The 23,849-nt window shown below is 72.6% G+C and carries 24 protein-coding genes; 8 read left to right on the top strand and 16 right to left on the bottom strand.

Annotated elements, in window-relative coordinates:
- Positions 1 to 148: 148 nt before the first annotated feature.
- Entirely contained in the window at positions 149 to 559 is a 411-nt protein-coding gene (locus ACFWRO_RS36080; protein ID WP_384518615.1) for a hypothetical protein, read from the bottom strand.
- An 84-nt stretch (positions 560 to 643) separates the two neighbouring features.
- Complete coding sequence (locus ACFWRO_RS36085; protein WP_384518618.1) at positions 644 to 1,450, bottom strand: SDR family NAD(P)-dependent oxidoreductase; 807 nt, start codon at positions 1,448 to 1,450, stop codon at positions 644 to 646.
- Positions 1,451 to 1,539: 89 nt separating this feature from the next.
- Here ACFWRO_RS36085 and ACFWRO_RS36090 point away from each other — a divergent pair, with 89 nt between their 5' ends.
- Positions 1,540 to 2,982 carry an alkaline phosphatase PhoX gene (locus ACFWRO_RS36090; RefSeq protein ID WP_384518621.1) on the top strand — a complete coding sequence of 481 codons (1,443 nt, stop codon included), beginning with the start codon at positions 1,540 to 1,542 and terminating at the stop codon, positions 2,980 to 2,982.
- 65 nt (positions 2,983 to 3,047) lie between these two features.
- Here the strand turns inward: ACFWRO_RS36090 and ACFWRO_RS36095 are convergent, their stop codons facing one another.
- Entirely contained in the window at positions 3,048 to 4,274 is a 1,227-nt protein-coding gene (locus tag ACFWRO_RS36095; protein ID WP_384518624.1) for a TerD family protein, read from the bottom strand.
- Positions 4,275 to 4,310: 36 nt separating this feature from the next.
- A complete protein-coding gene (locus ACFWRO_RS36100) occupies positions 4,311 to 4,550 on the bottom strand; it encodes a hypothetical protein (protein ID WP_384518627.1) in 240 nt (79 codons plus the stop codon).
- A 100-nt stretch (positions 4,551 to 4,650) separates the two neighbouring features.
- Here ACFWRO_RS36100 and ACFWRO_RS36105 point away from each other — a divergent pair, with 100 nt between their 5' ends.
- On the top strand, positions 4,651 to 5,589 hold the full coding sequence (locus ACFWRO_RS36105) for an AraC family transcriptional regulator (RefSeq protein ID WP_384518630.1): 939 nt from the start codon (positions 4,651 to 4,653) through the stop codon (positions 5,587 to 5,589).
- Positions 5,590 to 5,823: 234 nt separating this feature from the next.
- Here the strand turns inward: ACFWRO_RS36105 and ACFWRO_RS36110 are convergent, their stop codons facing one another.
- On the bottom strand, positions 5,824 to 6,633 hold the full coding sequence (locus tag ACFWRO_RS36110) for an NAD-dependent epimerase/dehydratase family protein (RefSeq protein WP_384518632.1): 810 nt from the start codon (positions 6,631 to 6,633) through the stop codon (positions 5,824 to 5,826).
- Positions 6,634 to 6,855: 222 nt separating this feature from the next.
- Here ACFWRO_RS36110 and ACFWRO_RS36115 point away from each other — a divergent pair, with 222 nt between their 5' ends.
- Entirely contained in the window at positions 6,856 to 7,785 is a 930-nt protein-coding gene (locus tag ACFWRO_RS36115) for a 5-dehydro-4-deoxyglucarate dehydratase (protein WP_384518635.1), read from the top strand.
- Positions 7,782 to 8,930 (top strand): hypothetical protein, encoded by a 1,149-nt coding sequence (locus ACFWRO_RS36120; protein WP_384518638.1) that lies wholly within the window; start codon positions 7,782 to 7,784, stop codon positions 8,928 to 8,930. The genes ACFWRO_RS36115 and ACFWRO_RS36120 overlap by 4 nt, the downstream gene beginning before the upstream one ends.
- Positions 8,931 to 8,937: 7 nt before the next feature.
- Here the strand turns inward: ACFWRO_RS36120 and ACFWRO_RS36125 are convergent, their stop codons facing one another.
- From ACFWRO_RS36125 to ACFWRO_RS36155, 7 genes are all read right to left on the bottom strand, one after another.
- Positions 8,938 to 10,134: an MFS transporter gene (locus tag ACFWRO_RS36125; protein WP_384518672.1), complete on the bottom strand. Its 1,197-nt coding sequence runs from the start codon at positions 10,132 to 10,134 to the stop codon at positions 8,938 to 8,940.
- A gap of 73 nt (positions 10,135 to 10,207) precedes the next feature.
- A complete protein-coding gene (locus ACFWRO_RS36130; RefSeq protein ID WP_384518674.1) occupies positions 10,208 to 10,600 on the bottom strand; it encodes a hypothetical protein in 393 nt (130 codons plus the stop codon).
- A 73-nt stretch (positions 10,601 to 10,673) separates the two neighbouring features.
- Positions 10,674 to 12,122, bottom strand: coding sequence for a peptidoglycan D,D-transpeptidase FtsI family protein (locus ACFWRO_RS36135; protein WP_384518641.1), 1,449 nt, complete (start codon positions 12,120 to 12,122; stop codon positions 10,674 to 10,676).
- A 109-nt stretch (positions 12,123 to 12,231) separates the two neighbouring features.
- Entirely contained in the window at positions 12,232 to 12,849 is a 618-nt protein-coding gene (locus ACFWRO_RS36140; protein ID WP_384518677.1) for a response regulator, read from the bottom strand.
- Between the two features lie 29 nt (positions 12,850 to 12,878).
- Positions 12,879 to 14,150, bottom strand: coding sequence for a sensor histidine kinase (locus ACFWRO_RS36145; RefSeq protein WP_384518644.1), 1,272 nt, complete (start codon positions 14,148 to 14,150; stop codon positions 12,879 to 12,881).
- Positions 14,147 to 15,118, bottom strand: a complete 972-nt coding sequence (locus ACFWRO_RS36150; RefSeq protein WP_384518647.1) for a hypothetical protein — start codon at positions 15,116 to 15,118, stop codon at positions 14,147 to 14,149. The genes ACFWRO_RS36145 and ACFWRO_RS36150 overlap by 4 nt, the downstream gene beginning before the upstream one ends.
- A gap of 158 nt (positions 15,119 to 15,276) precedes the next feature.
- Positions 15,277 to 16,047: an IclR family transcriptional regulator gene (locus ACFWRO_RS36155; protein WP_361958596.1), complete on the bottom strand. Its 771-nt coding sequence runs from the start codon at positions 16,045 to 16,047 to the stop codon at positions 15,277 to 15,279.
- A gap of 124 nt (positions 16,048 to 16,171) precedes the next feature.
- Here ACFWRO_RS36155 and ACFWRO_RS36160 point away from each other — a divergent pair, with 124 nt between their 5' ends.
- From ACFWRO_RS36160 to ACFWRO_RS36175, 4 genes are all read left to right on the top strand, one after another.
- Positions 16,172 to 17,677 carry an aldehyde dehydrogenase (NADP(+)) gene (locus tag ACFWRO_RS36160; RefSeq protein WP_384518650.1) on the top strand — a complete coding sequence of 502 codons (1,506 nt, stop codon included), beginning with the start codon at positions 16,172 to 16,174 and terminating at the stop codon, positions 17,675 to 17,677.
- 101 nt (positions 17,678 to 17,778) lie between these two features.
- The gene (locus tag ACFWRO_RS36165; protein ID WP_384518652.1) at positions 17,779 to 18,258 is read left to right on the top strand and encodes a GNAT family N-acetyltransferase; all 480 of its coding nucleotides are present in this window, start codon (positions 17,779 to 17,781) and stop codon (positions 18,256 to 18,258) included.
- Positions 18,259 to 18,335: 77 nt separating this feature from the next.
- Positions 18,336 to 19,043 carry a DsbA family oxidoreductase gene (locus tag ACFWRO_RS36170; RefSeq protein ID WP_384518654.1) on the top strand — a complete coding sequence of 236 codons (708 nt, stop codon included), beginning with the start codon at positions 18,336 to 18,338 and terminating at the stop codon, positions 19,041 to 19,043.
- A gap of 100 nt (positions 19,044 to 19,143) precedes the next feature.
- Positions 19,144 to 20,217 carry an aminotransferase class V-fold PLP-dependent enzyme gene (locus ACFWRO_RS36175; RefSeq protein ID WP_384518657.1) on the top strand — a complete coding sequence of 358 codons (1,074 nt, stop codon included), beginning with the start codon at positions 19,144 to 19,146 and terminating at the stop codon, positions 20,215 to 20,217.
- A 57-nt stretch (positions 20,218 to 20,274) separates the two neighbouring features.
- Here ACFWRO_RS36175 and thpD read toward each other — a convergent pair whose 3' ends face one another.
- The 4 genes from thpD to ectA are packed head-to-tail and all read right to left on the bottom strand — an operon-like array spanning position 20,275 to position 23,391.
- A complete protein-coding gene (thpD, locus tag ACFWRO_RS36180; protein ID WP_384518660.1) occupies positions 20,275 to 21,141 on the bottom strand; it encodes an ectoine hydroxylase in 867 nt (288 codons plus the stop codon).
- A gap of 2 nt (positions 21,142 to 21,143) precedes the next feature.
- Positions 21,144 to 21,542, bottom strand: a complete 399-nt coding sequence (locus ACFWRO_RS36185) for an ectoine synthase (protein WP_384518663.1) — start codon at positions 21,540 to 21,542, stop codon at positions 21,144 to 21,146.
- A gap of 56 nt (positions 21,543 to 21,598) precedes the next feature.
- On the bottom strand, positions 21,599 to 22,870 hold the full coding sequence (ectB, locus tag ACFWRO_RS36190) for a diaminobutyrate--2-oxoglutarate transaminase (protein WP_384518666.1): 1,272 nt from the start codon (positions 22,868 to 22,870) through the stop codon (positions 21,599 to 21,601).
- A complete protein-coding gene (ectA, locus tag ACFWRO_RS36195) occupies positions 22,867 to 23,391 on the bottom strand; it encodes a diaminobutyrate acetyltransferase (RefSeq protein ID WP_384518669.1) in 525 nt (174 codons plus the stop codon). Before ectA ends, ectB begins: the two co-directional genes overlap by 4 nt.
- Positions 23,392 to 23,849 lie beyond the last annotated feature (458 nt).

Below are 23,849 nucleotides of genomic sequence, written 5' to 3' on the forward strand. Positions count from 1 at the left end.
CACCCCGCCCCTCCCCGAAACCCTGACGGGACCGGGGGCTCCGCCCCCGAACCCCCGAGCGCCGGCTTCGCGGCGCGGGGGATGCGGCGCCGGGCGGCGGCTGGGAACTGGGCGCGGCGCGGGGCGCCTACGCGGGCTCCCTCGGGGGTTACGGGCGGTCGTAGACGCCGCAGGCCGTGATGGGTTTGCCTGCTGCGTCGTCCAGGCAGACGCCTACGTAGGAGCCTCCGCCGACGACGTTCGCGGGGAGGGTGGCCGGGACCGAGGTCACCTTGTTGCAGTGGGTGCTGCTGCTTCTGGGGCCGAGGGGGTTGGCGAAGCCGTCGAAGACGCTGTACCACGCTCGGCGGCAACCGGCGGACGTCAGCGTCCCCTTGAAGTCCACCGAACGGTTGTACCAGGTCAGCGTGCCCGAGATGGAGCTGCCCGCGCCGTCGGAGACGTAGACCTTGGTAGTGGGGTAGGCGGCGGCCGTGACCGTGGCCGTGGCCGGAGTCGTCGTCGCGGACAGGGTCAGGACCGCCACCGCGGCCAGGGTGAGAGCGGATCGGCGCAGCATGGGGTGTCGTGTCTCCTTGGGGCGAGGCGCGGATGACGCCAGACAGGTTGCCCGCAGGCTTTGTCCGTCAACCCTGGCCAAGCGTCATGTGCGGAGATGCGACGCGCCGTTGAGGTCCAGGATCGTGCCCGAGGACCACTCGGCCGCGGGGGAGGCCAGCCAGAGGACCGCCGCGGCGATCTCCTCCGGCGTTCCCACCCGGCCGAAGGGGCTCTGGGCGCGGATGGCTTCGCCCTCCTCGCCCGTGAGACGGGAGGCCACGCGTTCCGTGGTGAAGAAGCCGGGGGCCACGGAGGCCACGGCGATGCCGTGCGGGGCCAGCGAGACCGCCAGGGACTGGCCCAGGGCGTGGACGGCGGCCTTCGTCGCGGCGTAGGCCGGGTGGTCGGGTTCGCCGCGGAACGCGCCCCGGGAGCCGATGTTGACGATCCTCCCCCAGCCTCCGGCCGGGGGGACCCCCATCTCGCTTCGCTCGCCCCCGCCCTGGTCGATCATGCGGCGGGCCGCCAGATGGCTGAGGTTCGCCGTGGCCAGGAGGTTCACCGCCACGTGTTGCTGCCAGATCGCCACCCACTCCTCGTACGGCGTCTCCGGCAGGGGGTGGCTCTGCATGATCGCCGCGTTGTTCACCAGGATGTCGATGCCGCCCAGCGCCTCCGCCGCCGCGTCCGCCACCTCCCGAGCACGCGTCGGATCCGCCAGGTCGCCTTGGACAGCGGTGTGGCCGGGGCCCGGCAGGGACGCCAAGGTCGCTTGGGCCTCTTCGGCTCGCGAGCCGTAGTGGACGGCTACCCGGTCGCCGTTCTCGGCGAACGCCTGGGCCACCGCGCGGCCCAGGCCCCGAGAGGCGCCGCTGACAAGGACACGCCGACCGGTGGCAGGCAGGTTCATGGAAGGAGGCCTCTCTGTTCAACTGTCGTTTATACGCGGGCGGGACCGTGTGCCCCGACACCGGGTGACGACAGGGAGACGACCACGCCATGCCCCTCAACCGCCGAGAGTTCGCCAAGCAGTCCACCGCCGCCGGAGCCGGCCTCGTCCTGACCGGCACCGTCGCGGCGCTCGCGACCGCGCCCGAGGCGCTCGCCACCCCCGACGACCGGCTCGAGGCCGAGGTCGAGGGACAGGCGGCCCACGGGGACCGGCACCACCGGCTCGGCTACGGGCCCCTCGTAGAGGACCCCAAGGGCGTCCTCGCGCTCCCCGCCGGGTTCTCGTACCGCGTCATCACGCACAGCGGCGTCACCAAGCTGGAGTCCGGCGAGTTCACGCCGTCCAACCACGACGGCACCGCCACTTTCGCCGGGCCGCGCGGCACCACGTACCTCGTCAACAATCATGAGCTCAAGGGTGTCCGCTCCAAGTGGAAGTACCCCGTCCCGCTCACCGAAGGCCTCGTCTACGACCCCGCCGCGTCCGGCGGCTGCACGGTCGTCGAGGTGCACCGCGACGGCACCGTCGCTGAGTGGGTCGGCATCGCCGGCACCTCCACCAACTGCGCCGGCGGCCGTACCTCCTGGGGTACCTGGCTCACCTGCGAGGAGAACTCCGACCGGGCCGGCGAGAACGGCATGACCAAGGACCACGGCTACGTCTTCGAGGTCGACCCGCGCGACCGCCGCGCCAACCGCGCCCCCAAGCCCATCAAGGCCTTCGGCCGCTACGACCACGAAGCGGTCGTCATCGACCCCAAGCGCGGTCACGCCTACCTCACCGAGGACGCCTCCGAGCCCAACGGCCTCTTCTTCCGCTGGGTCCCGCCGCGCGGCTTCGAGCACGGCCGGGGCAAGCTCCGTACCCTCGCCGACGACGCCGGCGTGCTCCAGGCGCCCCGCTGCATCGACTCCGGCGGCCGCTTCGTCGACGACCTCTCCCGCGCCACCCGGATCGGCACGGTCTACGGCGTCGACTGGCTGGACGTTCCCGACCGCGACGGCCGCGAGGTCGACGTCCGCGAGCAGTTCGGCCCCGACGAGGTGACCCGCGCCCGCAAGCTGGAGGGCATGTGGTGGGCCGACGGTGGCGCCTACATCGTCTCCTCGTACGCCCGTGACGAGAGCCCCGGCGCCGCGCACGACGGCCAGGTCTGGTTCTACGACCCCAAGCGGCGCACCCTGACCCTCCAGGTCCTCCTGGGCGTCAACCCCGACCCGGACAAGGACGGCGCCTACGACGGCCCGGACAACATCACCGTCTCGCCCTACGGCGGGCTCGTCATCGCCGAGGACGGCGAGGGCGTCCAGCACCTCTTCGGCGCCACCGAGCGCGGCCGCACCTACCCGATCGCGCGCAACGACCTGAACGACAGCGAGTTCACCGGCGTCGTCTTCTCGCCCGACGGCGACACCCTCTTCGCCAACATCCAGGACCCGGGCATCATGGTCGCCATCACCGGTCCGTGGCGCCGTCAGCCGCGCCGCTGACCTCTGCGGCAGTACGACGAAGGGCCCGCCGGTCGGTGACCGGCGGGCCCTTCGTCGTACCGTGATCAGAGCGACTGGGCCGCCGGCTTCACCATGCCCCGGACCGTGCGCGACTTCACGAACTCGCCCATCGCCGTCATCTCCCACTCGCCGGAGAACTGCTTGATGAGCTTGGCCATCATCACGCCCGTCTGCGGTTCGGCCGTCGTCAGGTCGAAGCGGACCAGCTCCTCGCCCGTCGCGGCGTCGATCAGCCGGCAGTACGCCTTGGCGACCTCGGTGAACTTCTGGCCGGTGAACGAGTTCACCGTGAAGACCAGGCCCGTGGCGTCGGCGGGGAGCCGGCCGAGGTCGACGACGATGACCTCGTCGTCCCCCGCGCCCTCGCCCGTCAGGTTGTCGCCGGAGTGCTTGACCGAGCCGTTCAGGATGGAGAGCTTGCCGAAGTAGCAGCTGTCCAGGTGGTTGCGCTGGGGGCCGTACGCGATGACGGAGGCGTCGAGGTCGATGTCCTTGCCGCGGTACGCGGGCTCCCAGCCGAGGCCCATCTTGACCTGGGTGAGGAGCGGGCGGCCGCCCTTGACCAGCGAGACCGTCTGGTTCTTCTGGAGGGTGACCCGGCCCTTGTCCAGGTTGATCTTGCCCGTGGAGACCGGGGCGGCGGCGGGGGCTGCCGGGGCGACCGGAGGCGCGGGCGGCGGCGGAGGCGTCGGGGCCGCGAGCCGCGGGTCGACGGGGGCGGCCGCCGGGGCCGCGACCGGGGGCGCCACGGGAGTGGCGGCGGCCGGCTCCTCGTCCACCGAGACGCCGAAGTCGGTGGCGATGCCCGCGAGGCCGTTGGCGTATCCCTGGCCCACCGCGCGCGCCTTCCAGGCGCCGTTGCGCAGGTAGATCTCCACGATCACCAGCGCCGTCTCCGAGCCCAGCTGGGGCGGGGTGAAGGTGGCGAGGACGCTGCCGTCGTCCGCGTTGCGCAGGGTGGCCGTGGGCTCGACGCCCTGGAAGGTCTGGCCCGCGGCGTCCGGGCTCGCGGTGACGACGATCTTCTCGATGCCAGGCGGCACCGCGCCGGTGTCCACGACGATCGCGTCCGGGGCCGTGCCGCCGCCGGAGCGGTAGGTCACGCCCGGGCCGTTCGGCTGGTTGTAGAAGATGAAGTCGTCGTCGGAGCGCACCTTGCCGTTGGCGCTGAGCAGCAGGCCCGAGACGTCGAGCCGTACCGGAGCGGCGACGTCCACCGCCACGCGCGCGGCGGAGAGCGGGATGTTCGAGCCGGGGGTCATAGCGGTCATGCCAGGGGTAACGAGCGAGACAGCTTTGCCGTTCCCTTACCTGGAGTCCCTTCGGCCACTTCGGTTACGCGGGTGGTTCCGGGCCGCGCGCTCGTTGCCGAACTTGTACGCGCCCGTCCAGCGGGCCATGACCAGCTGGGCGTCCCCCGACCCCACCTCCGCCAGGAACTTCTCCGCCCGCTCGCCGCGCAGGGTGCCCGCCGCGCGTCCCTGGTGCGTGATCACGACGGTGCCGTCCGCGCGCTGCGCGTAGCTGAATCCATGAGGCTGAGGCATGGCGCCCATCGTGCCGTTCACGGGCACGCGCGTCCCAACGAATATCGCGATGATCGTATTCTTGCGGCTCGTGGGTGGGAGCTCTTTCAGAACGCGGGACGTGGACGAGGCGCGCCAGGAGATCGACGCGCGCTACTACGCCAACTTCATGGACGTCATCGAACGGCGGGAACGTCCCTTCGCCGCCACGTTCGACACCGTGCGGCTCGGGCCGCTGGTCATCGGCGACCTGTCCTGCGGGGCCGACGTCCGGATGCGCTTCGGCGAGCTCGGGGCCTTCCATGTCAACGCGCCGCTCGGCGGGACGATGGAGCTGCGCCAGGGCGGGGCCGCGCCGGTGGTCGCGACGGCCGGCGAGGCCGTGGTGCTCGACCCGTACGGCGACACGGTCCTGGAGCGCTGGAGCGGGGACTGCCGCACGCTCTCCGTCAAGATCGACGCGGCCGCGCTGCGCGAACGCCTCGAACGGCTCATCGGCCGCCCGCCGCGCGGCCGGCTCGCCTTCGCGCCGTACCTGGACCTCACCCGCGGCCCCGGCCTGGCCTGGGCGCGCTTCGCGCTCCAGGTGGCGCGCGACGCGCTCGCGGGGGACGGCCTGGCACAGCACGCGCTGGTCGCCCGTCCCCTCCAGGAGGCCCTGCTCAACGGGCTGTTGCTGGCGGCCGACCACCCGTGGCGGGACGAGCTGGCCCACCCGGACGGGCAGTTGCGGCCGGTGTCCGTGAAGCGCGCGATGGACGCCGTACGGGCCCGTCCCGAGCACCCCTTCACCACGACCGAACTCGCCGAACTCGCCGGGGTGGGCGTGCGCAGGCTCCAGGAGTCGTTCCGGGAGTGCGTGGGCATGTCTCCGATGGCGTACGTCCGTGACGTCCGGCTCGAACGGGTCCACGAGGAGCTGCGGGGCGCGGGCCCGGGGGAGCTGAGCGTGAGCGAGGTGGCCTGGCGCTGGGGCTTCACGCACCACGGGCGGTTCGCGGCGCAGTACCGGACCCGGTTCGGGGAGACGCCGTCCCAGACGCTGCGTTCGACGCGCTGAGCGGCGGGCGGGACGGCCGACCGGCGGCCTGACCGGCGGGCGGGACGGCTGACCGGCGGACTCCCCGCGTTCCGCGGATGGTCGTCGCGCTGAGCGGATCGCGGGGTTCCGTGTCATCGCCGTAACGTTCCCTCTGTCGCCTGTGCCACCGCACGGTGTGACCCGGGCCCGGCCGGCGCCCCCGCATAAGTCCGGCCGGGCCATGTGTTCCCGTAGGGGTCGCCTTCGCGGCCCTCAGTGCGGCCAGCGCGGCGGCTCCGTGCAGAAGTGGCCGCCGAGGTGCGCGTCCGCCGGGTCGTCCGCCTTCGGCAGGCCCTGCGCGGCGATGATCGCTTCCGCGTACGGCTCCGAGTCGTCCCGCGGCTCGTAGCCGAGCGCCCGCGCCGAGGAGAGGTCCCACCACAGCCGGGTGTTGGCGGAGGAGCCGTACACCACGGTGTGTCCCACGCCCTCGGCGGTGAGCGTCGCGTGCAGGAGCCGGGCGCAGTCGGCCGGGCTCAGCCACATCGACAGCATCCGCACCGAGGTCGGCTCGGGGAAGCAGGAGCCGATCCGTACGGAGACGGTCTCCAGGCCGTGCTTGTCCCAGTAGAACTGCGCCAGGTCCTCGCCGAAGCACTTGGACAGGCCGTAGAAGGTGTCCGGGCGGTGCGGGGTGTCGACCGGGACCACCGGGTCGTCCCCGCGCGGGCGCGGGGTGAAGCCGACGGCGTGGTTGCTGGAGGCGAAGACGATCCGGCCCACCCCCTCCTCGCGGGCGGCCTCGTAGACGTGGTGCAGGCCGGTGATGTTGGCGGCCACGATCTTCTCGAAGGTCGACTCCAGGGAGATCCCGGCGAGATGCACGATCGCGTCGACGCCCCGGACGGCCTCGCGCAGCGCCTCGCGGTCGGCGAGGTCGGCGACGATCGCGTCCGGCGCGCCCTCGACCGGCGCCATGTCGAGCAGCCGGAGCTCGTAGCCGTACGCGGGCAGCAGCTCGCGCATCAGCGTGCCGACGCCACCGGCGGCGCCGGTGAGCAGGACGGTACGGGGTGTGGGCATCAGGAGTCTCCGTCCGTGGATCACATTCACAACCGTGGACACGGTAGGGAGGCCGGTCGTCGAGCGTCAAGAGCGCGCACGGACCGTCAAGACCGCACAGGTGGGCCGGGTTTGCGCCTTGACCGGCGCTTCGGGGCTGCTCTAGCGTGGAGGTGTTCAAGAATGTGGACAGTAATCATAATTGTGCACGACGGTGCACGACGGACTTCCCTGGGAGCGCCCGTGACCACAGCCCCGCTCGCCGAACGGCTCGACGGCCTGCTGTTCTTCCCCGTCACCGCCTTCGCCCCGGACGGCACCGTCGACCTCGACCTCTTCCGCACCCATGTCCGCGGCGGGATCGAGGCGGGCGCCGGCGCGGTCTTCGCCTGCTGCGGAACGGGCGAGTTCCACGCCCTGACCCCCGAGGAGTTCCGCGACTGCGTCGCCGCCGCCGTCGAGGAGACGGCCGGCCGCGTCCCCGTCGTCGCAGGCGCCGGCTACGGCACGGCCCTCGCGATCCGGTACGCGCGGCTCGCCGAGGAGGCCGGCGCGGACGGGCTCCTCGCCATGCCCCCGTACCTCGTCGTCGCCGACCAGGCGGGACTCCTGCGGCACTACACCGAACTCGCCGCCGCCACCTCGCTCGACGTCGTCGTCTACCAGCGCGACAACGCGATCCTCACCCCCGAGACCGCCGTCGACCTCGCCCGCGCCGAGGGGATCATCGGCCTCAAGGACGGCCTCGGCGACCTCGACCTGATGCAGCGGATCGTCAGCGCCGTCCGAGCCGAGGGCCTCGACCTGCTCTACTTCAACGGCCTGCCGACCGCCGAGCTCACCGGACTCGCCTACCGGGGCATCGGCGTCACCCTCTACTCCTCCGCCGTCTTCTGCTTCGCCCCCGACATCGCCCTCGCGTTCCACCGCGCCCTCACGACCGGCGACGACGCGACCGCCGAGAAGCTCATCGACGGCTTCTACCGGCCCCTCGTCGAACTGCGCGCCAAGGGCCGCGGCTACGCGGTCTCGCTCGTCAAGGCGGCGGTACGGATGGGCGGCCTGGACGTCGGCGAGGTCCGCCCGCCGCTCAGCGAGCCCGCCCCCGAGCACCTGAAGGAGCTCGCCACGATCATCGAGCGCGGCCGCGCGCTGCTGGGCGGTGACGCGTGAGGGCCGGGGCGTTCGTCTACCCGTGGGACGTCGTCGGTGACCCTGCGGCGCCGGGCAGGCTCGCGGACCTCGGTCTCGCGAGCGTCACCCTCGCCTCCGCGTACCACTCCACGCGCGCGTTGACGCCCCGGCACCCCGCGCACCGGATCGTCACCGCCGAGCACGCGGCCGTGCTCTACCCGCCGGACCCGGCCCGCTGGTCGGGCCGGGCGCTGCGGCCGTACGAGGCCGGCGAGTGGGCGCCGGGCAACGCGTACGGCGAGGCGGGCCGGGCGCTCGCGGACGCGGGCCTGGAGGTCCACACCTGGGTGGTCCTCGCGCACAACTCCCGCCTGGGCGCGGAGCGTCCGGAGACCTCGGTCGTCAACGCCTACGGCGACCGCTACCCCTGGGCCCCCTGCATCGCGCAGCCCGACGTCGTCGCCTACCTGGTGGACCTCGCGGCCGAGGCGGCGGTACGGCCCGGGGCGGCCGGCACCGAGCTGGAGTCCTGCGGCTGGTACGGCCTCGCCCACCTGCACGCCCACGACAAGACCGCCGGGGTCCCGCTCGGCGACCGCGCGCAGTACCTGATGTCCCTCTGCTTCTGCCCCTCCTGCCGGCAGGGGTACGAGGACGGGGGCGTCGACCCCGACGCCCTGGCGGCGGCCGTGCGCGGGGCGCTGGAGCCGGTCTGGGCGGGCGGGGCCGCTGGAGAGGCCGGGGAGGTCGGGGACTTCGGGGCTTTCGACGAGCCGGTGCTCGCCTGGCGCACCCGGACCGCCCGCGCGCTCCAGGAGGCCGCCGTCGGCGCCGTCCGTGCGGCCGCCCCGCCCGGCTTCCGGGTGCTGCTCCACGCCGACCCGGTTGCGTACCGCTGCGGCGCCAACGTGGGGACGGACCCGGGGCACGTGCTCGCGGTCGCGGACGGTGTCGTCACCCCGGCGGCCTCCGTGGGCCCCTTCGGCGACGCGGCCCGTCCGGAGAGCGTCCTCGCGGCCAACTTCGGTGTGGTGTCGGGGATGGGCGGTTCCCCCGGCACGCTCGCCGAGGACGCCAAGCGCGCGGGGGCGGACGGTGCGACCGAACTACGCCTGTACCACGCGGGGTTGGCCTCCGACGCGGACCTGGCCTCGGTCGCGGAGGCGCTGCGGGCGCTGGGCTAGGGCGGCCCTAGGGCTGAGGAAGGCTGTGCACCGCGGGGGCGGCCTTCCGGGTCGCCAGGACCACCGCCCCCGCCAGGCCCGCCACCGTGAGGAGCGGCAGCAGCACCCGGATGTCGACGAGGGCGACCAGGGCCGCGCCCACCGCCAGGGCGACCGCGTTCGGGACGAAGAGGAGGGTGTTCGCCGTCCCGGCCGTGCGGCCCACCGCGTCCGCCGGGGCCTCCCGCTGGACCGCCGTCATCGCGGCGACCAGGACGAGCGGCAGGCCCACCCCGATCAGGCCGCTCGCCACCAGCGCCACCCCGTCGTGCGGGACGGCGCGGGCGCCCACCGCCAGGGCGAAGAGGGCGAGCCCGGCTGCGGCCAGCGACCGTCCCGTCACCCGGCGCAGCAGGGGCCCCGCCGCGAGCCCCGCGACGACCGAGCCCGCGCCCTGGACGGCGTACAACACGCCCGTGTACGTGGGGGAGTGGCCGAGGCCCCGGTCGACGACCGCGTAGATCGCGGCCCCGTTGACCCCGGCGAGCAGCATCGTGAACGAGCCCGTGAGCACCAGCGGGCGCAGGACCGGCGAGGCGCGGATCGTGCGCAGGCCCTCCCCGATGTCCCGCGCCCAGCGCGCCGAGGCCGGCCGGGCGGCCGGCTTCTCCTCCCGTACCCGCATCAGCGCGAACACCCCGGCCGCGAGCGCGAACGTCGCCGCGTCGAGCAGGGCCACGGGCCCCGCGCCGTACCGCGCGAAGAGGCCGGCCGCGAGCAGCGGGGCGACGAGCTTCACGCCCTCGTTGACCGTCGTCCGCAGCCCGTTGAAGTCCCCGAGCAGCCGCTTGTCGAGCGCGCTCGCCGCAAGCGCGACCTCCGCCGCCTCGTGGACGGTGCCCTGGATCCCGTACAGCACGAGCACCGCGTACAGCAGCCACACCCGGTCCGCCGAGTCGACCCACAGCAGCGTCGGCAGCAGCGCGGCCATAGCCGCGTTCGACCAGACCATCAGCGGCCGCCGCCGCACCCGGTCGGCGACCGTGCCGAGCAGCGGGCCGACGAGCGCGGGCGCCCACAGGGCGAACACGGTCAGCGCCGCCAGACTGTCCGAGCCGGTCAGGGACTTGACCCAGATCCCCGACGCCAGCCACATCGCCGTCGAGCCGAAGCCCGACACCAGTACCCCGGTCAGATACAGCCCCGCTGTCCACCTCATGCCCATGCCCATGCTCATAGCGGCAGCCTGGCCTCTGAGGTGGGCCGGTCGGATCGGGCATTTGCCCTACAAGCCGTGCCTAAGCGACGGCGTCCTTGCGGGCTCCCCGGCTCTCGTACCGGAGGGCTGCCCCCGTCGCCAGCGCGCCGACGCCCTCCCACAGGCCGACCCCGAGGAAGCCGGACGGTGCCCGGCCCGAGACGACCGCGAGGGTGAAGACCGCGCAGGTCAGCAGCCGGAACGGGACCGTCCAGCGGAAGAAGGCCTTCCAGTCGGCGAAGGCGGCCAGGATGTAGTAGACGCCCATATTGAGCGCGGCCATCGAGGACGCCGTGAGGAAGACGAGCGTGTGGTCCCCATCCGCGCGGTCGCCGTCGGGTATGGGTTCGAAACCCATGGCGGTGAGCATGGTGTCCGCGGAGACCAAGCCCACCACCCCCATCGACGCGGCGAGCAGCCCGAAGACCGCCATGGTCCATCCGGACAGGGAACGGGGCAGGCGCACGGCGGTCCTCCGCTTTCTCGCAAGTGTGTGCCCCGCGAGGCTACTTCAGCGCCGCCCTCATCATTTTCTCGGCCACAGGGGCCGCGAGACCGTTGCCGCTGACCTCCGAGCGTGCCGCGCCCGAGTCCTCGATCAGCACCGCCACCGCGACCTCCTTGCCGGTGCTCGGGTCCTTCGCGTACGAGGTGAACCAGGCGTACGGCGTCTTGCTGTTGTTCTCGCCGTGCTGGGCCGTACCGGTCTTGCCGCCCACCTCGGCGCCGGAGATCGCCGCGTTGGAGCCCGTGCCCTTGTCGACCACGGTCACCATCGCGCTGCGCAGCTGCTTCGCCGTCGAGGACGAGACGATCCGCTCGGTCTCCCCGTCGTCGAAGGTCTCGAGGGCGTCGCCGTCGGAGTCCACGACCTTCGAGACCATGTGTGGAGACGCCATGAGTCCATCGTTGGCGATCGCCGCCGACACCATGGCGATCTGGAGCGGGGTGGCCGTCACATCGAACTGACCGATACCGGTCAGCGCCGTCTGCGCCTTGTCCATGTCGGACGGATACACACTCGGGTAGGCGCGTACGGGGACGTCCTGCTCCTTGTCGTTGAAGCCGAACTTCTCCGCCATCGCCTTCACCTTGTCCTGGCCGAGGTCGACCGCGATCTTGGCGAAGACGTTGTTGCAGGAGTACTGCAGCGCGGTGCGGAGCGTGGCGTTCTCGCAGGGCGCGGAGGGGTTCTCGTTCTCCAGGTAGCGGGTGGAGCCGGGCAGCTTGTACGGGTTCGGGCTGTTCGTCGCCGTGTCCACGGAGCCGTAGAGCCCGTTCTCGAGCGCCGCCGCCGCGACGACCAGCTTGAACGTCGAGCCGGGCGGCAGTGGCTGCCGCAGCGCGCGGTTGACCAGCGGCTTGTCCTTGTCGTCGGTCAGCTGCTTCCAGGTGGACCCGTCGGTCATACCGGCGATCGTGGACGGGTCGTACGACGGTGTGGACACCATCCCGAGGATCCGGCCGGTCTTCGGGTCGATGGCGACGGCGGCGCCCTTCTTGTTGCCGAGCGCCTGGTACGCGGCCTTCTGCACGGCCGGGTCGATGGTCGTGACCACGTCACCGGGCTCCTGCTGCTTGCCGGTGAGGGCGTCGAGCGGGTTCTTCAGCCGGGTGTCGGTGCCGTCCAGGACGTCGGAGTAGATGCCCTCCAGCTGATTGGCCCCGTACGCCTGTGAGCTGTAGCCGGTGACGGCCGCGTAGAGCTTGCCGTCGGTGTAGTCGCGCTTGTACGCGAGATCGCCACCCTCCGTCCTCTTCGAGCCCGTGACCGGCGAACCGACCACGATGATGTTCCCGAGCGGCTGCGCGTACTGCGCGATCACGTTCCGCCGGTTCTTCTTGTCGTCCGCGAGAGCCTTGCCTTCGTACGCCTGCACCCAGGTCGCCCGGCCCAGGAGGGCGAGCACCAGGAGCAGCGAGAAGACCGAGGCGCGCCTGATCGTCTTGTTCATCCCATATGCGGGACGAGCGGAGGGTGGCGTTCCGTTCCGACTGTGTCCGGTTTCTCAGGAAACGTTCATGCGGGGCGGGCGACGGCGTGACCCGCGCCACTCCGCAGCCTCAGCGCGCGCCGACGAAGCCCGACTCGTACGCCAGGATCACCGCCTGCGTACGGTCCCGGGCGCCCGTCTTCGCGAGCACCGACGCCACATGGGTCTTCACGGTCGCCGGGCCGACGCCCATCCGCCCGGCGATCTCCGCGTTCGTCAGGCCCGTCGCCACCAGGCGCAGCACCTCCGCCTCCCGCTCCGTCAGCCGGGCCACCCAGGGCGGCGCCGCCGGGGGCCTGCGGCGGGCGTGCTCGGCGGCCAGGCTCCGTACCGCCGCCGGGTAGAGCAGCGAGTCGCTGCGGGCGACCAGCCGCACCGCGTCGACCAGCTCGTCCGCGCCGGCCCGCTTGAGCAGGAAGCCGGCCGCGCCCACCCGGAGCGCGTCGTAGACGTACGCGTCGTTCTCGAAGGTCGTGACCACCACGATCCGGGGCGGCTCCGCCATCCCCGCCAGGATCTGCTCGGTCGCCCGGATCCCGTCGATCTCCGGCATCCGCACATCCATCAGGACCACGTCCGGCCGCACCTCGCGGACCACCGACACCGCCTCGGCCCCGGTCGACGCCTCGCCGACCACCTCCAGGTCCGCCTCCGCGTCCAGGATCACCCGCAGGGCGGTCCGCACCATCCGCTCGTCGTCCGCGAGCACCACCCGGATCACCGGTCACCGCCCGCCCGCGCCGGGCCCAGCGGCAGTCGCACCGCGAGGCGCCAGACCTCGTCCAGCGGGCCCGCCTCGGACGTGCCGCCGAGCAGGCGCGCGCGTTCGCCGACCCCGCGCAGGCCCCGGCCGCCGCCGGGGCGGGTCACCGGGGCGCGGTCGGGCAGGGCGTTCTCCATCGTGATCTCCAACTCGTCGTCGTCCAGGGCGATCCGCGCCGTCACGCGCTCCCCGCCCGCGTGCCGGGCCGCGTTCGTCAGCCCCTCCTGCACGATCCGGTACGCCTCCCTCGACACCGCGTCCGGCACCCGGTCGAGCGCCCCGGTCACCGTCAGCTCCACCTGCCGCCCCGCGCCCCGCACCAGCGCGTCCAGGGCGTCGAGCCGGGGCGCGGGCAGCTCGCCGTCGTCCTCGCCGTCGCGCAACAGGCCGAGCACCGAGTCGAGTTCGCCGACCGTGCGCCGGGTCGTCTCCTCGATCGCGGCCAGCGCCTCCCGTACGAACTCCACGTCGGTGTCCAGGACCCGGCGCGCCGCGCTCGCCTGGAGCGTCACCGCGCTCAGCGCGTGGCCGACGGAGTCGTGCAGCTCGCGGGCGAGCCGGTTGCGCACGGCCAGCTCGGCGGCGCGCCGCTCGGCCGCCACGAGCCGGTCCGCCGGGCTCGGCCCGAGCAGCCGGGGCGCCTCCCGGGCGAGGAGGGCGCCCGCGCCTGCCGCGACGGCGGCAAGAGCCAGCAGCATAAGGAGCCCGGCGGGGAGCCCGGCCCACTGGAGCCAGGGCCGGTGCAGGCCCCAGTACGCCGTCAGCTCCGACCTCTGGAGCGAGGGGGAGAACGGCAGGGCCATCACCGCGACCGCGAACGGCGGAAGGGCCAGGGTCGCCCCGCTGATCAGCGCGCCGACGCCGAGGTGGAGCGTGAACCAGCCGGCCGTGCGCGCCTTCGCGCTCCGCCCCCGGGCGGGCCCGTCAGCGAGCCGGTCGCCCGTGAACCGGTCGCCCGCGATCCCGCAGAGCGCCCGCGCCGCCGCCACCGACATGGGCCGGGTCAGTGGGAAGAGCGAGGTGATCGCGGCGAGCGGCAGGCCGACCGCGTACGCCCCGAACTGCGTGGTGAGATCGCCCGAGAACATCGACCCCTCGCCCGTGAGCACCCCCACGACCACGGTGCCGACCAGCCAGTACGGCATGAACAGGGCGCCGCCCAGGATCAGATGCACCCAGCGGAGCCGGGAGCGCCGGCCGAGCAGCGGTGCGAGCGGAGGTCTCACGCGCTCGCGCTCCTGCGGTGCAGGAAGACGGCCAGGCAGCCGGCCAGCAGGAACCCGGTGATCATCTCGCCAGCGTAGGTCAGCTGTGCGAGGCCGGTGAACGTCTTGTCGGGATCGGTGTCCGGCATGAACGTCACGAGCAGCATGTACGCGCCCCAGCACCCGACTCCGCCCGAACCGACCCAGGCGAACGCCAGAACCGTACGGACCGGCCACGACCTGGCCCGCTGGAGGACGAGGAGCAGCACGGTGACCACGGCGACGGCGACGAAGGCCGCGCGCGTCCACTCCAGGACGTAGAAGTCGTCGGTGCGCCGGGCGATCTGGGCCGGGGAGAGCCCGTGCGTCGAGCCGAGGGCCCACACAAGATGGACGGCGGCTGGGACCAGCGCGACCAGCGAGGCGACGACCGCCGTGACGCGCGTACCGGTGCCGCAGAGCCGGGCGGGCAGATCGCCCAGGGTGCCGCGCCACACGTGCGACCAGCGGTCGCTCACGTAGAGGACGAAGAGGGTGCCGAGCGCGAGCCCCTGGACGATGAAGCCGCCGTAGACGACCCCGAACACCCAGTCGTCGAGGAACGGTTCGCCGCCGGCGACGGGCTTCGGCGGGCCGGTGACGAGGGAGACCGCGAGCTGTGCGGGGAAGCCGATCATGATCGGGGAGAGCAGGCCGGTCGCGGCCCACAGCGGGAACGCGAGCAGCCAGGCACGCACCCTGCGGCCCCAGGGCCGGGTGAGCAGCAGGGCGAGGACGACCACCACGGCGTCCATCACCACGGAGACCGAGTTGGCGACGATCAGCAGGGTCCGGTGCTCCAGGAGCGCGCTCCCGGCCGGGATGCCGATCTCGCTCCCCGCCACCCAGGCGATCTTGAGCGAGATGTACGGGAGGCAGGCGAGGACGGCGAGGGCGCGGAGGATGCGGCGGGAGGGGCTGAGGCTGAGGGGAGCGGCGGCCTGTGTCATGACCCCACGCTCCCGCGCGGCCCGCTCCCGGCACGTCCTGCCGAGCGACGAAGCGCCTCCCCCGTACGGCGGAGAGGCCGGTCGTCGTACGGAGGAGGGGCCGGTACGGCGTCAGAGCCGCGCCGGTCGTCGTGCGGAGAGACCGGTCCTCCGAGGCGTCAGAGCCGGCGCGTCGCCAGGGTCAGGCGGTCGCGGGCGTCGAAGAGTGCGTCCTTGATCATCTGCTCGTGGCCGGGGGTGAGCCGGGCCACCGGCACCGAGCAGCTGATCGCGTCGCGCGCCGGGGTGCGGTAGGGGATCGCGATGCCGAAGCAGCGAAGGCCGAGGGTGTTCTCCTCGCGGTCCACCGCGTAGCCCTGCTCGCGGATGAGGTGCAGCTCCTCGATGAGCTTCTCGCGGTCGGTGATCGTGTGCTCGGTCAGCGGCGGCAGCGTCTCGGGGAGCATCTTGCGGACCTGCTCGTCGCTGTGGGTGGCGAGCAGCGCCTTGCCCAGGGAGGTCGAGTGGGCCGGAAGGCGGCGGCCGACACGGGTGAACGGCCGCAGATAGTGCTGGGACTGACGGGTCGCCAGATAGACCACGTTGGTGCCGTCGAGCCGGGCGAGGTGGATGGTCTCGGTGGTGTCGTCGGAGAGCCGGTCGAGGGTCGGCCGGGCTGCGGCCACCACCTCGTCGCCGTCGATGTACGAGGTGCCGACGAGCAGGGCCCGGACTCCGATGCCGTACCGCGTGCCCGTCGCGTCCGTCTCCACCCAGCCCAACTCGACCAGGGTGCGCAGCAGCATGTACAGGCTGGACTTGGGGTATCCGACGGCCTCCTGGACCGCGGCCAGCGAGTGCATTCCGGGGCGCCCCGCGAAATACTCGAGCAACTCCACCGTGCGCACCGCGGACTTGACCTGGGCCCCACCCGTGTCGGCTGTCGACATCGCCCTCACCCCTCTTCCTGGTGCCTCTTGTGGAGTCGGCACACCCGTCAATAGAGTCCAGATTCATCTACTGGAACCCCGTTCAGAATACCGAACAGGGTGTCGCGTGAAGAGGGGCAGGGCCGTGGCAGCTGAACCAGTGTGGAGTGTGGACCCCCGGACGGGGAAGCCGCGCGAACAGGTTGCGGTGGAGGCCACAGCCGCCGACGTGGACCGGGCAGTCACCGCGGCGTCCGCCACCCGCGAGGCGCTCGCCGACCGTACGGTACGGGCCGCCCTGCTCCGCACCGCCGCGGACCTCCTCGACGAGGCCCGGCCGGAGGTCGTCGAGACCGCCGACGCCGAGACGGCGCTCGGCCCGGTCCGGCTCACCGGCGAACTCGCGCGCACCACCGCCCAGTTGCGGTCCTTCGCGGACGTCGTCGACGAGGGCGCCTTCCTCGACGTACGGATCGACCTGCCCGACCCCACGACCACCCCGCCCCGGCCCGACCTGCGCCGCTGGAAGGTCCCGCTCGGCGTCGTCGCCGTCTACTCCGCGAGCAACTTCCCGCTCGCCTTCTCCGTCCCCGGCGGCGACACCGCCAGCGCCCTCGCGGCCGGCTGCCCCGTCGTGGTCAAGGCCCACCCCGACCACCCGGCCACCTCGGAGCTCTGCGCGGCGCTGCTCCGGCGGGCCGCCGCCAAGGTCGGGCTGCCCGAGGACGTCGTGGGCCTCCTGCACGGCTTCGACGCCGGAGTGGAGCTGGTCCGCCACCCGCTCGTCGCGGCCGCCGGCTTCACCGGTTCGGTCCGGGGCGGCCGGGCGCTCTTCGACGCGGCGGCCGCCCGGCCCGTGCCCATCCCCTTCCACGGCGAGCTCGGCTCCCTCAACCCGGTGGTCATCACCGAGGCCGCCGCCGAGCAGCGGGCCGCCGAGATCGGGGCCGGGCTCGCGGGCTCCATGACCCTGGGGCAGGGCCAGTTCTGCACCAAGCCCGGCTTCGTCCTGGCGCCCGCGGGCGAGGCGGGCGACCGCTTCGTCTCCGCCCTCACGGACGCCGTCGGCGCGCACGAGCCCGGCGTGATGCTCGACCGCCGGATGCGGAGCCACTTCCTCACCGGGACCTACGAGCTCGCCCAGATCGACGGCGTCGCCGCGCCCGTCCATCCGGCCCCCGGCGGGCCGGACACCGTCAAGGCGGGCTTCCTGACCCTCGACGCCGAGCTCCTGCTCGAGAGCCACCGCAAGGGCGACGGCGGTGCCTTCCTGAGCGAGTACTTCGGCCCGGTGACCCTGGTCGTCCGCTACGCCTCGCGGGACGAGATCACCGCGGTCCTCGCCGTGCTCCCCGGCAACCTCACCGCCACGCTCCAGATGGCCGACGAGGACCCGGAGGCCGCGGGCCTGCTCGCCGAGCTGACCCCGCTGGCGGGCCGCGTGCTCGTCAACGACTGGCCGACCGGCGTGGCGGTGGCGGGCGCCCAGCACCACGGCGGCCCGTACCCGGCGACCACCTCCACCTCCACCTCGGTCGGCGCGACCGCGATCGAGCGCTGGCTGCGCCCGGTCACGTACCAGTCCACCCCGCAGCACCTGCTGCCACCGGAGCTGCGCGACGGCAACCCGCTGGGGGTGCCGCGCCGCTGAGGCGGGGGCGCGGGGAGGCCGGGGGCGCCGGGCCGGTGCGCGAGGAGGCCGCCCCGCCCCCGCCCGCAACCGCCGCCCCGCCCCCGCGCGTCCCCGTTGTCATGATCAGATCCGCGACGCCCGACGACCTCGACGCCATCGCCGCCCTGCACCTGGAGGCCCGCTCCACGTACTACCGCGGCCACGTCCCCGACACCGAGTTCGCCGGAGCCGAGGAGCTCGCCCGTTCCCGGGAGGGGTGGAGCAGGGCCGTGGAGCGGGGCGACGTGCTCGTCGCTGAGCGGGACGGGGACCCGGCCGGCGTCGCCGCGTACAGCAGGGGCGACGACGGTACGGTCACGCTCACGCAGCTCCACGTCCGCCCCGAGCACTGGCGCCGGGGCATCGGCGCCGAGCTGCACGCCGCCTGCCTGGACGTCTGGCGCGCGGAGGGCTTCACCGAGGCCCGCCTCCTCGTCTTCGAGAAGAACGAGCGGGCCCGGTCCTTCTACACCGCCCACGCCTGGGCCCCGGACCCCGACACCCCGCGCTCGGGCACCCACCTCGTGCTCCGTCTCACACTGGCGCCCGGGACGGAATGAATCCGGCGGGGGCGGGTGTTTCCGCCCTCTGAAGACCACCCGGAACACACCCCCTCGAACCCGGAGAGAAGCCGAACATGCGCGTCGAGATCTGGAGCGACATCGCCTGCCCGTGGTGCTACATCGGCAAGGCCCGCTTCGAGAAGGGGCTCGCGGCCTTCGCCCACCGCGACGACATCGAGATCGTGCACCGCTCCTTCGAGCTGAACCCGAACCTGCCCATGGGCGTCACCGCGCCGGTCGTCGACACGCTGGCGAAGAAGTACGGGCGGACCCTGGACGAGGCCCGCGCCATGGAGGCGCACGTCGCCTCCAACGCGCACTCCGAGGGCCTCGAGTACCGCACCGAGGGCCGCGACTCCGGCAACACCTTCGACGTCCACCGCCTGCTCCACCTCGCCAAGGAGCGGGGCCGGCAGAACGAGCTGCTCGACCTCGCCTACCGCGCGAACTTCGTCGAGGACCGGTCCGTCTTCGACTCCGAGACGCTCGTCCGGCTCGGCGTCGAGGCCGGCCTCGACGAGACCGAGGTCCGGGCCGTGGTCGCCGACGAGACCGCGTACGCGGAGGAGGTACGGGCGGACGAGCGCGAGGCGGCCGAACTCGGCGCGAACGGCGTGCCGTTCTTCGTCCTCGACCGCCGCTACGGCATCTCCGGCGGCCAGCCCGCCGAGGTCTTCACCCAGGCCCTTGAGCAGGCGTGGCAGGGCCGGACGGTCCTGCAGCCGGTCGGCGGCGGCGACACCGACGCCGCTCCGGCCTGCGACGTGGACGGCAACTGCTAGCGCCGCGCACCCCCTGGACCTGGGCATATAAGCGCCGGTTGGGGCTTCCCCGTGATCATTCGCCATTGACGAGCGGTCGGGGGAAGCCCAGTCTTGGCCCATGGATGCCACGGATGCCACGGATGTCATGGAACCCCTCGGCGGAGCCGAGTTCGCGCCCCGGGGGACGTACCTCAACACCTCCACGTGCGCGCTGCTCCCGCGCCGCACCATCGAGGCCGTCGCCCTGCTCTGCGAGGAGGTCGCGGCGGGCAACCCGGAGGGCTCCGGCAGCTTCGACGTCGTCGACGAGGCCCGCGCCGGCTTCGCCCGGCTCGTGGCCGTCCACCCGGACCGGGTCGCCGTCGGCAGCTCGGTCTCCGTCCACGCCGGGCTGATCGCGCAGTCGATGCCCGCCGGAGCCGAGATCCTCTTCCCCGAGGGCGACTTCTCCTCCCTGATCACCCCGTTCACGATCCGCGGCGACCTCAAGACCCGCTTCGTGCCCCTGGAGCGGCTCGCCGAGTCCGTCCGCCCCGAGACCGCGCTCGTCGCCTTCTCGTCCGTCCAGTCGGCGGACGGCCGGACGGTGGACTTCGCGGCGGTACGGGCGGCGGCGGCCGCGCACGGGGCCCGTACGCTCCTCGACGCCACCCAGTCGGCGGGCTGGCTGCCGCTGCGCGCGGGGGAGTGGGACTACACGGTGGCCGGCGGCTACAAGTACCTGCTCAGCCCGCGCGGGACGTCCTTCCTCACCGTCACCGAGGAGGCGCAGGACTCGCTGACGGCCATCCACGCGGGCTGGGTCACGGGCGAGGAGCTGTGGGCCAACAGCTACGGCCCGGTGCGCGAACTGGCCGCCTCCGCGCGGCGGTTCGACGAGCCGCCGGCGTTCCTCTCGTACCACGGGGCGGCCCGTTCGCTCGCGCTGCTCGAAGAGATCGGCATCGAGCGGATCGAGGCCCACAACAAGGCCCTCGCCGCCCGCTTCCGCGCCGGCCTCGTGGAGCTCGGCCACGCGCCCGTGCCGGACGTCTCCGGTGTGGTGGGCGTCCCGGGCCTCGGCGACCGGCTGCCCGACCTGCGGGCCGCCGGCGTCCTGATGGCCGCCCGCGCGGGCAACCTGCGGGCGTCCTTCCACCTCTACAACGGCACGGCGGACGTCGACCGCGCCCTGGAGGTCCTGGCGGGCTGAGACACGGCCGGGGGAGGGGGCCGTCGCCGGCTCCCTCCCCCACCCACCGTCAGGCTCTCAGCGCACCGGGGTGAAGTCCCGCGCCCCGATGAACTCCGGCCTGCGCACCGGAGCCGCGAACGGCTCCACCGCCGCGTTCTCCACGCTGTTGAAGACGAGGAAGACGTTGCTGCGCGCATACGGCGTGATGTTGTCGCCCGAGCCGTGCATCGCGTTGCAGTCGAACCAGGTCGCCGAGCCCGCCCGGCCCGTGAAGAGCCGGATGCCGTGCGCGTCCGCGAGCGAGGTCAGCGCCTCGTCCGACGGGGTGCCCGCGTCCTGCATCTGCAGCGAGCGCTTGTAGTTGTCCTTCGGGGTCGCCCCCGCGCAGCCCAGGAACGTCCGGTGCGAGCCCGGCATGATCATCAGGCCGCCGTTGGTGTCGTGGTTCTCGGTCAGCGCGATCGACACCGACACCGTGCGCATCCGCGGCAGGCCGTCCTCCGCGTGCCAGGTCTCGAAGTCCGAGTGCCAGTAGAACCCGGAGGCGCCGAAGCCCGGCTTCACGTTGATCCGCGACTGGTGGACGTACACGTCCGAGCCGAGGATCTCGCGGGCCCGGCCCACCACCCGCTCGTCCCGGACAAGCCGGGCGAAGACCTCGCTGATCCGGTGCACCTCGAAGACGGACCGTACGGTCGACGTCCGCGACTCGACGATCGCGCGCGGATCGGACCGTACGGCCGGATCGGCGACCAGCCGGTCCAGCTCGCGGCGGTACACGGCGACCTCGTCGTCGGCCAGCAGCTCCGGCTCGACGAGGAAGCCGTCCCGGTCGTACGACTCGAGGCCGGGGGCGTCGCCCCACACCACCGGGTCGCGGCGGGGCGTGAGCACCTCGGCGGCGGCGCGGGTCGGGTACAGGTCGGTCAGCACGTCCGTCATGGTCAGCCCTCCTCCGTGAGCAGGGGGTAGACCCCGTTCTCGTTGTGGTCCTCCCGCCCGGTGACCGGCGGGTTGAAGACGCAGACGCAGCGGAAGTCGGTCTTGGGGCGCATGGTGTGCCGCTCGTGGCCGTCGAGCAGATACATCGTGCCCGGCGCGATCCAGTGCGTCTCGCCGGTCTCGTCGTTCGTCAACTCGGCCTCGCCCTCGACGCACAGGACGGCCTCGATGTGGTTGGCGTACCACATGGACGTCTCGGTGCCCGCGTAGAGCACGGTCTCGTGCAGCGAGAAGCCGACCCGCTCCTTGGCGAGGACGATCCGCTTGCTCTCCCAGGTGCCGGAGGCGGCCCGCACATGGCGTTCGGTGTTCTCGATGTCCTTGAACGATCGGACGATCACGGTGGTACAACTCCCTCTCGATCAGCGGTGGTTCACGGGGCGGTTCACACGGCGTCTCACGCGGCGGTCTCGCGGACGGCGCGGGACAGCGTGCTCAGCCCCTCGTCCAGCTCCTCCGGGGTGACGGTCAGCGGCGGGAGGAGCTTGACGACCTGGCTCTCCGGGCCCGAGGTCTCAAGGAGGAGCCCCAGCTCGAAGGCGCGGGCGCAGACCTTCGACGCCCGGGTCCTGTCGGCGAACTCCAGGCCCCACACCAGGCCCCGGCCCCGGTAGTGCGCGCCGTCGGCCGAGTTCTCCTCGCAGAGGGCGAGCAGCGCCTGCTCGACCTGCTCGCCGCGCTTCAGGGTCTGCTTCTCCATCTGGCCGTCGGCCCAGTACGTGTCGAGCGCGGCGGCGGCCGTGACGAAGGCCGGGTTGTTGCCCCGGAAGGTGCCGTTGTGCTCGCCGGGCTCCCAGACGTCCAGCTCCGGCCGGAACAGGCAGAGCGACATCGGAAGGCCGTACCCGCTGATCGACTTCGACAGCGTGACGATGTCCGGGGTGATGCCGGCCTCCTCGAAGGAGAAGAAGGCGCCGGTACGGCCGCAGCCCATCTGGATGTCGTCGACGATCAGGAGCATGTCCTGGCGCCGGCACAGCTCGGCCAGCTCCCGCAGCCATTCGGCGCGGGCCACGTTGATGCCGCCCTCGCCCTGGACCGTCTCCACGATCACCGCGGCCGGCTTGTTCAGACCCGAACCCTGGTCGTCGAGCAGCCGCTCGAACCAGAGGAAGTCCGGAATCTGCGCGTCGAGATAGTGGTCGAACGGCATCGGGGTGCCGTGCACCAGCGGAATCCCGGCCCCGGCCCGCTTGAAGGCGTTTCCGGTGACGGCGAGCGAACCGAGCGACATGCCGTGGAAGGCGTTGGTGAAGGAGACGACCGACTCGCGGCCCTTCACCTTCCGCGCCAGCTTCAGCGCGGCCTCCACGGCGTTGGTGCCGGTCGGGCCCGGGAACATCACCTTGTACGGCAGGGCGCGCGGCTTCAGCACGACCTCCTGGAAGGTCTCCAGGAAGGTCCGCTTGGCGGTGGTCGCCATGTCGAGACCGTGGGTGATCCCGTCGCGCTCCAGGTAGTCGATCAACGCCCGTTTCAGTACGGGGTTGTTGTGGCCGTAGTTGAGCGAGCCGGCGCCCGCGAAGAAGTCGAGGTACTCGTGGCCGTCCTCGTCGGTCAGGCGCGCGCCGTTCGCGCGGTCGAAGACGGTGGGCCAGCCGCGGCAGTAGCTGCGCACCTCCGACTCCAGGGTCTCGAAGACGCTCAGGGCGGGCGGGGTCATGGTCACAGCGAAGCTCCGGGGGTGTGGGGGCCTATGCGGTACAGGACTTCGGGCTGGTGGGTGCCGGCGTCGTCGTCGACGGGGGCGGGGAACAGACGCCCGTCGAAGAGAACCTCGCGCTCCAGGCCGAGTCCGTGCCGGGCGGCGTACGCGGTGAAGAGCCGGTCCGAGGGCGTGTTGTCGGGCGTGACCGTCGTCTCGACGGCCTCCGGGGAGACACGCGCGGTCAGCGCGTCGAGCAGTACCCCGGCCAGGCCCCGCCCGCGATGGGTCTCGTCGACGGCGATCTGCCAGACGACGAGGGTGCCGGGCCGGTCGGGGCGCAGGTATCCGGTGACGAAGGCGACCGGCTCGCCGTCGGCGGCGCGCGCGACCAGCGAGGTGGCGGCGAAGTCGCGGCACCACAGCAGGTAGCTGTACGAGGAGTTCAGGTCAAGGACCTGGGAATCGCGGGCGATGCGCCAGATCGCGGCTCCGTCCTCCACTCGTGGGCTTTCCAGTGTCATGGCTGCTTGTGCTGCGGTCATGGCGATGGAATTTACCGATCGCATTCTCGGAATGCACGGGGCGAAGGGGTGTGCCGACGAAGGCGGATGTGTTATTCGCGCGGGCGCGGGTTGATCCCGTTCTGTCCGTATAAATCCGGGCGAAAAGGGCGCGATGTGGAGTCCGTCACATGAGCGGAAATGAGCCGGAAGTGCTGACGAAACCTTGGCGTTTAGGGTCCGGGAAACCGGGCAGAAGAAACGCGGCAGGTGTACGGGGAATTCGAGTGATTAATGCGCGCTGGAATGTGCGCCGAGAATGGCCTTTGGGAATGCCGCCCGGAAAGCGCTTCGGGAATGTGCCCGGAGAACGCGCGCCGAGAATGCGCGCGGGTGATTCGGTGGGTGCGGTGGCCGGGTCCGCGGTGCGCCTCGACCCGATCAGGGCCGGCGACGACGGAGGCCGGGGCGAGGGCGGACGGCACGCGCTGTCCGCCCTC

The sequence above is a fragment of the Streptomyces sp. NPDC058579 genome (genome assembly GCF_042718575.1).
In the GTDB taxonomy this organism is placed as follows: domain Bacteria; phylum Actinomycetota; class Actinomycetes; order Streptomycetales; family Streptomycetaceae; genus Streptomyces.

What these genes read in the sequence shown, in the direction of transcription:
- ACFWRO_RS36175 (WP_384518657.1), top strand. Translation starts at nt 19,144, where the DNA reads ATGGATGCCACGGATGCCACGGATGTCATGGAACCCCTCGGCGGAGCC.
- ACFWRO_RS36140 (WP_384518677.1), bottom strand. Translation starts at nt 12,849, where the DNA reads ATGGTGCGGACCGCCCTGCGGGTGATCCTGGACGCGGAGGCGGACCTG.
- ACFWRO_RS36170 (WP_384518654.1), top strand. Translation starts at nt 18,336, where the DNA reads ATGCGCGTCGAGATCTGGAGCGACATCGCCTGCCCGTGGTGCTACATC.
- ACFWRO_RS36165 (WP_384518652.1), top strand. Translation starts at nt 17,779, where the DNA reads ATGATCAGATCCGCGACGCCCGACGACCTCGACGCCATCGCCGCCCTG.
- ACFWRO_RS36085 (WP_384518618.1), bottom strand. Translation starts at nt 1,450, where the DNA reads ATGAACCTGCCTGCCACCGGTCGGCGTGTCCTTGTCAGCGGCGCCTCT.
- ACFWRO_RS36150 (WP_384518647.1), bottom strand. Translation starts at nt 15,118, where the DNA reads ATGACACAGGCCGCCGCTCCCCTCAGCCTCAGCCCCTCCCGCCGCATC.
- ectA (WP_384518669.1), bottom strand. Translation starts at nt 23,391, where the DNA reads ATGACCGCAGCACAAGCAGCCATGACACTGGAAAGCCCACGAGTGGAG.
- ACFWRO_RS36095 (WP_384518624.1), bottom strand. Translation starts at nt 4,274, where the DNA reads ATGACCGCTATGACCCCCGGCTCGAACATCCCGCTCTCCGCCGCGCGC.
- ACFWRO_RS36135 (WP_384518641.1), bottom strand. Translation starts at nt 12,122, where the DNA reads ATGAACAAGACGATCAGGCGCGCCTCGGTCTTCTCGCTGCTCCTGGTG.
- ACFWRO_RS36090 (WP_384518621.1), top strand. Translation starts at nt 1,540, where the DNA reads ATGCCCCTCAACCGCCGAGAGTTCGCCAAGCAGTCCACCGCCGCCGGA.
- ACFWRO_RS36130 (WP_384518674.1), bottom strand. Translation starts at nt 10,600, where the DNA reads ATGGCGGTCTTCGGGCTGCTCGCCGCGTCGATGGGGGTGGTGGGCTTG.
- ACFWRO_RS36125 (WP_384518672.1), bottom strand. Translation starts at nt 10,134, where the DNA reads ATGGGCATGAGGTGGACAGCGGGGCTGTATCTGACCGGGGTACTGGTG.
- ACFWRO_RS36100 (WP_384518627.1), bottom strand. Translation starts at nt 4,550, where the DNA reads ATGCCTCAGCCTCATGGATTCAGCTACGCGCAGCGCGCGGACGGCACC.
- thpD (WP_384518660.1), bottom strand. Translation starts at nt 21,141, where the DNA reads ATGACGGACGTGCTGACCGACCTGTACCCGACCCGCGCCGCCGCCGAG.
- ACFWRO_RS36080 (WP_384518615.1), bottom strand. Translation starts at nt 559, where the DNA reads ATGCTGCGCCGATCCGCTCTCACCCTGGCCGCGGTGGCGGTCCTGACC.
- ACFWRO_RS36155 (WP_361958596.1), bottom strand. Translation starts at nt 16,047, where the DNA reads ATGTCGACAGCCGACACGGGTGGGGCCCAGGTCAAGTCCGCGGTGCGC.
- ACFWRO_RS36110 (WP_384518632.1), bottom strand. Translation starts at nt 6,633, where the DNA reads ATGCCCACACCCCGTACCGTCCTGCTCACCGGCGCCGCCGGTGGCGTC.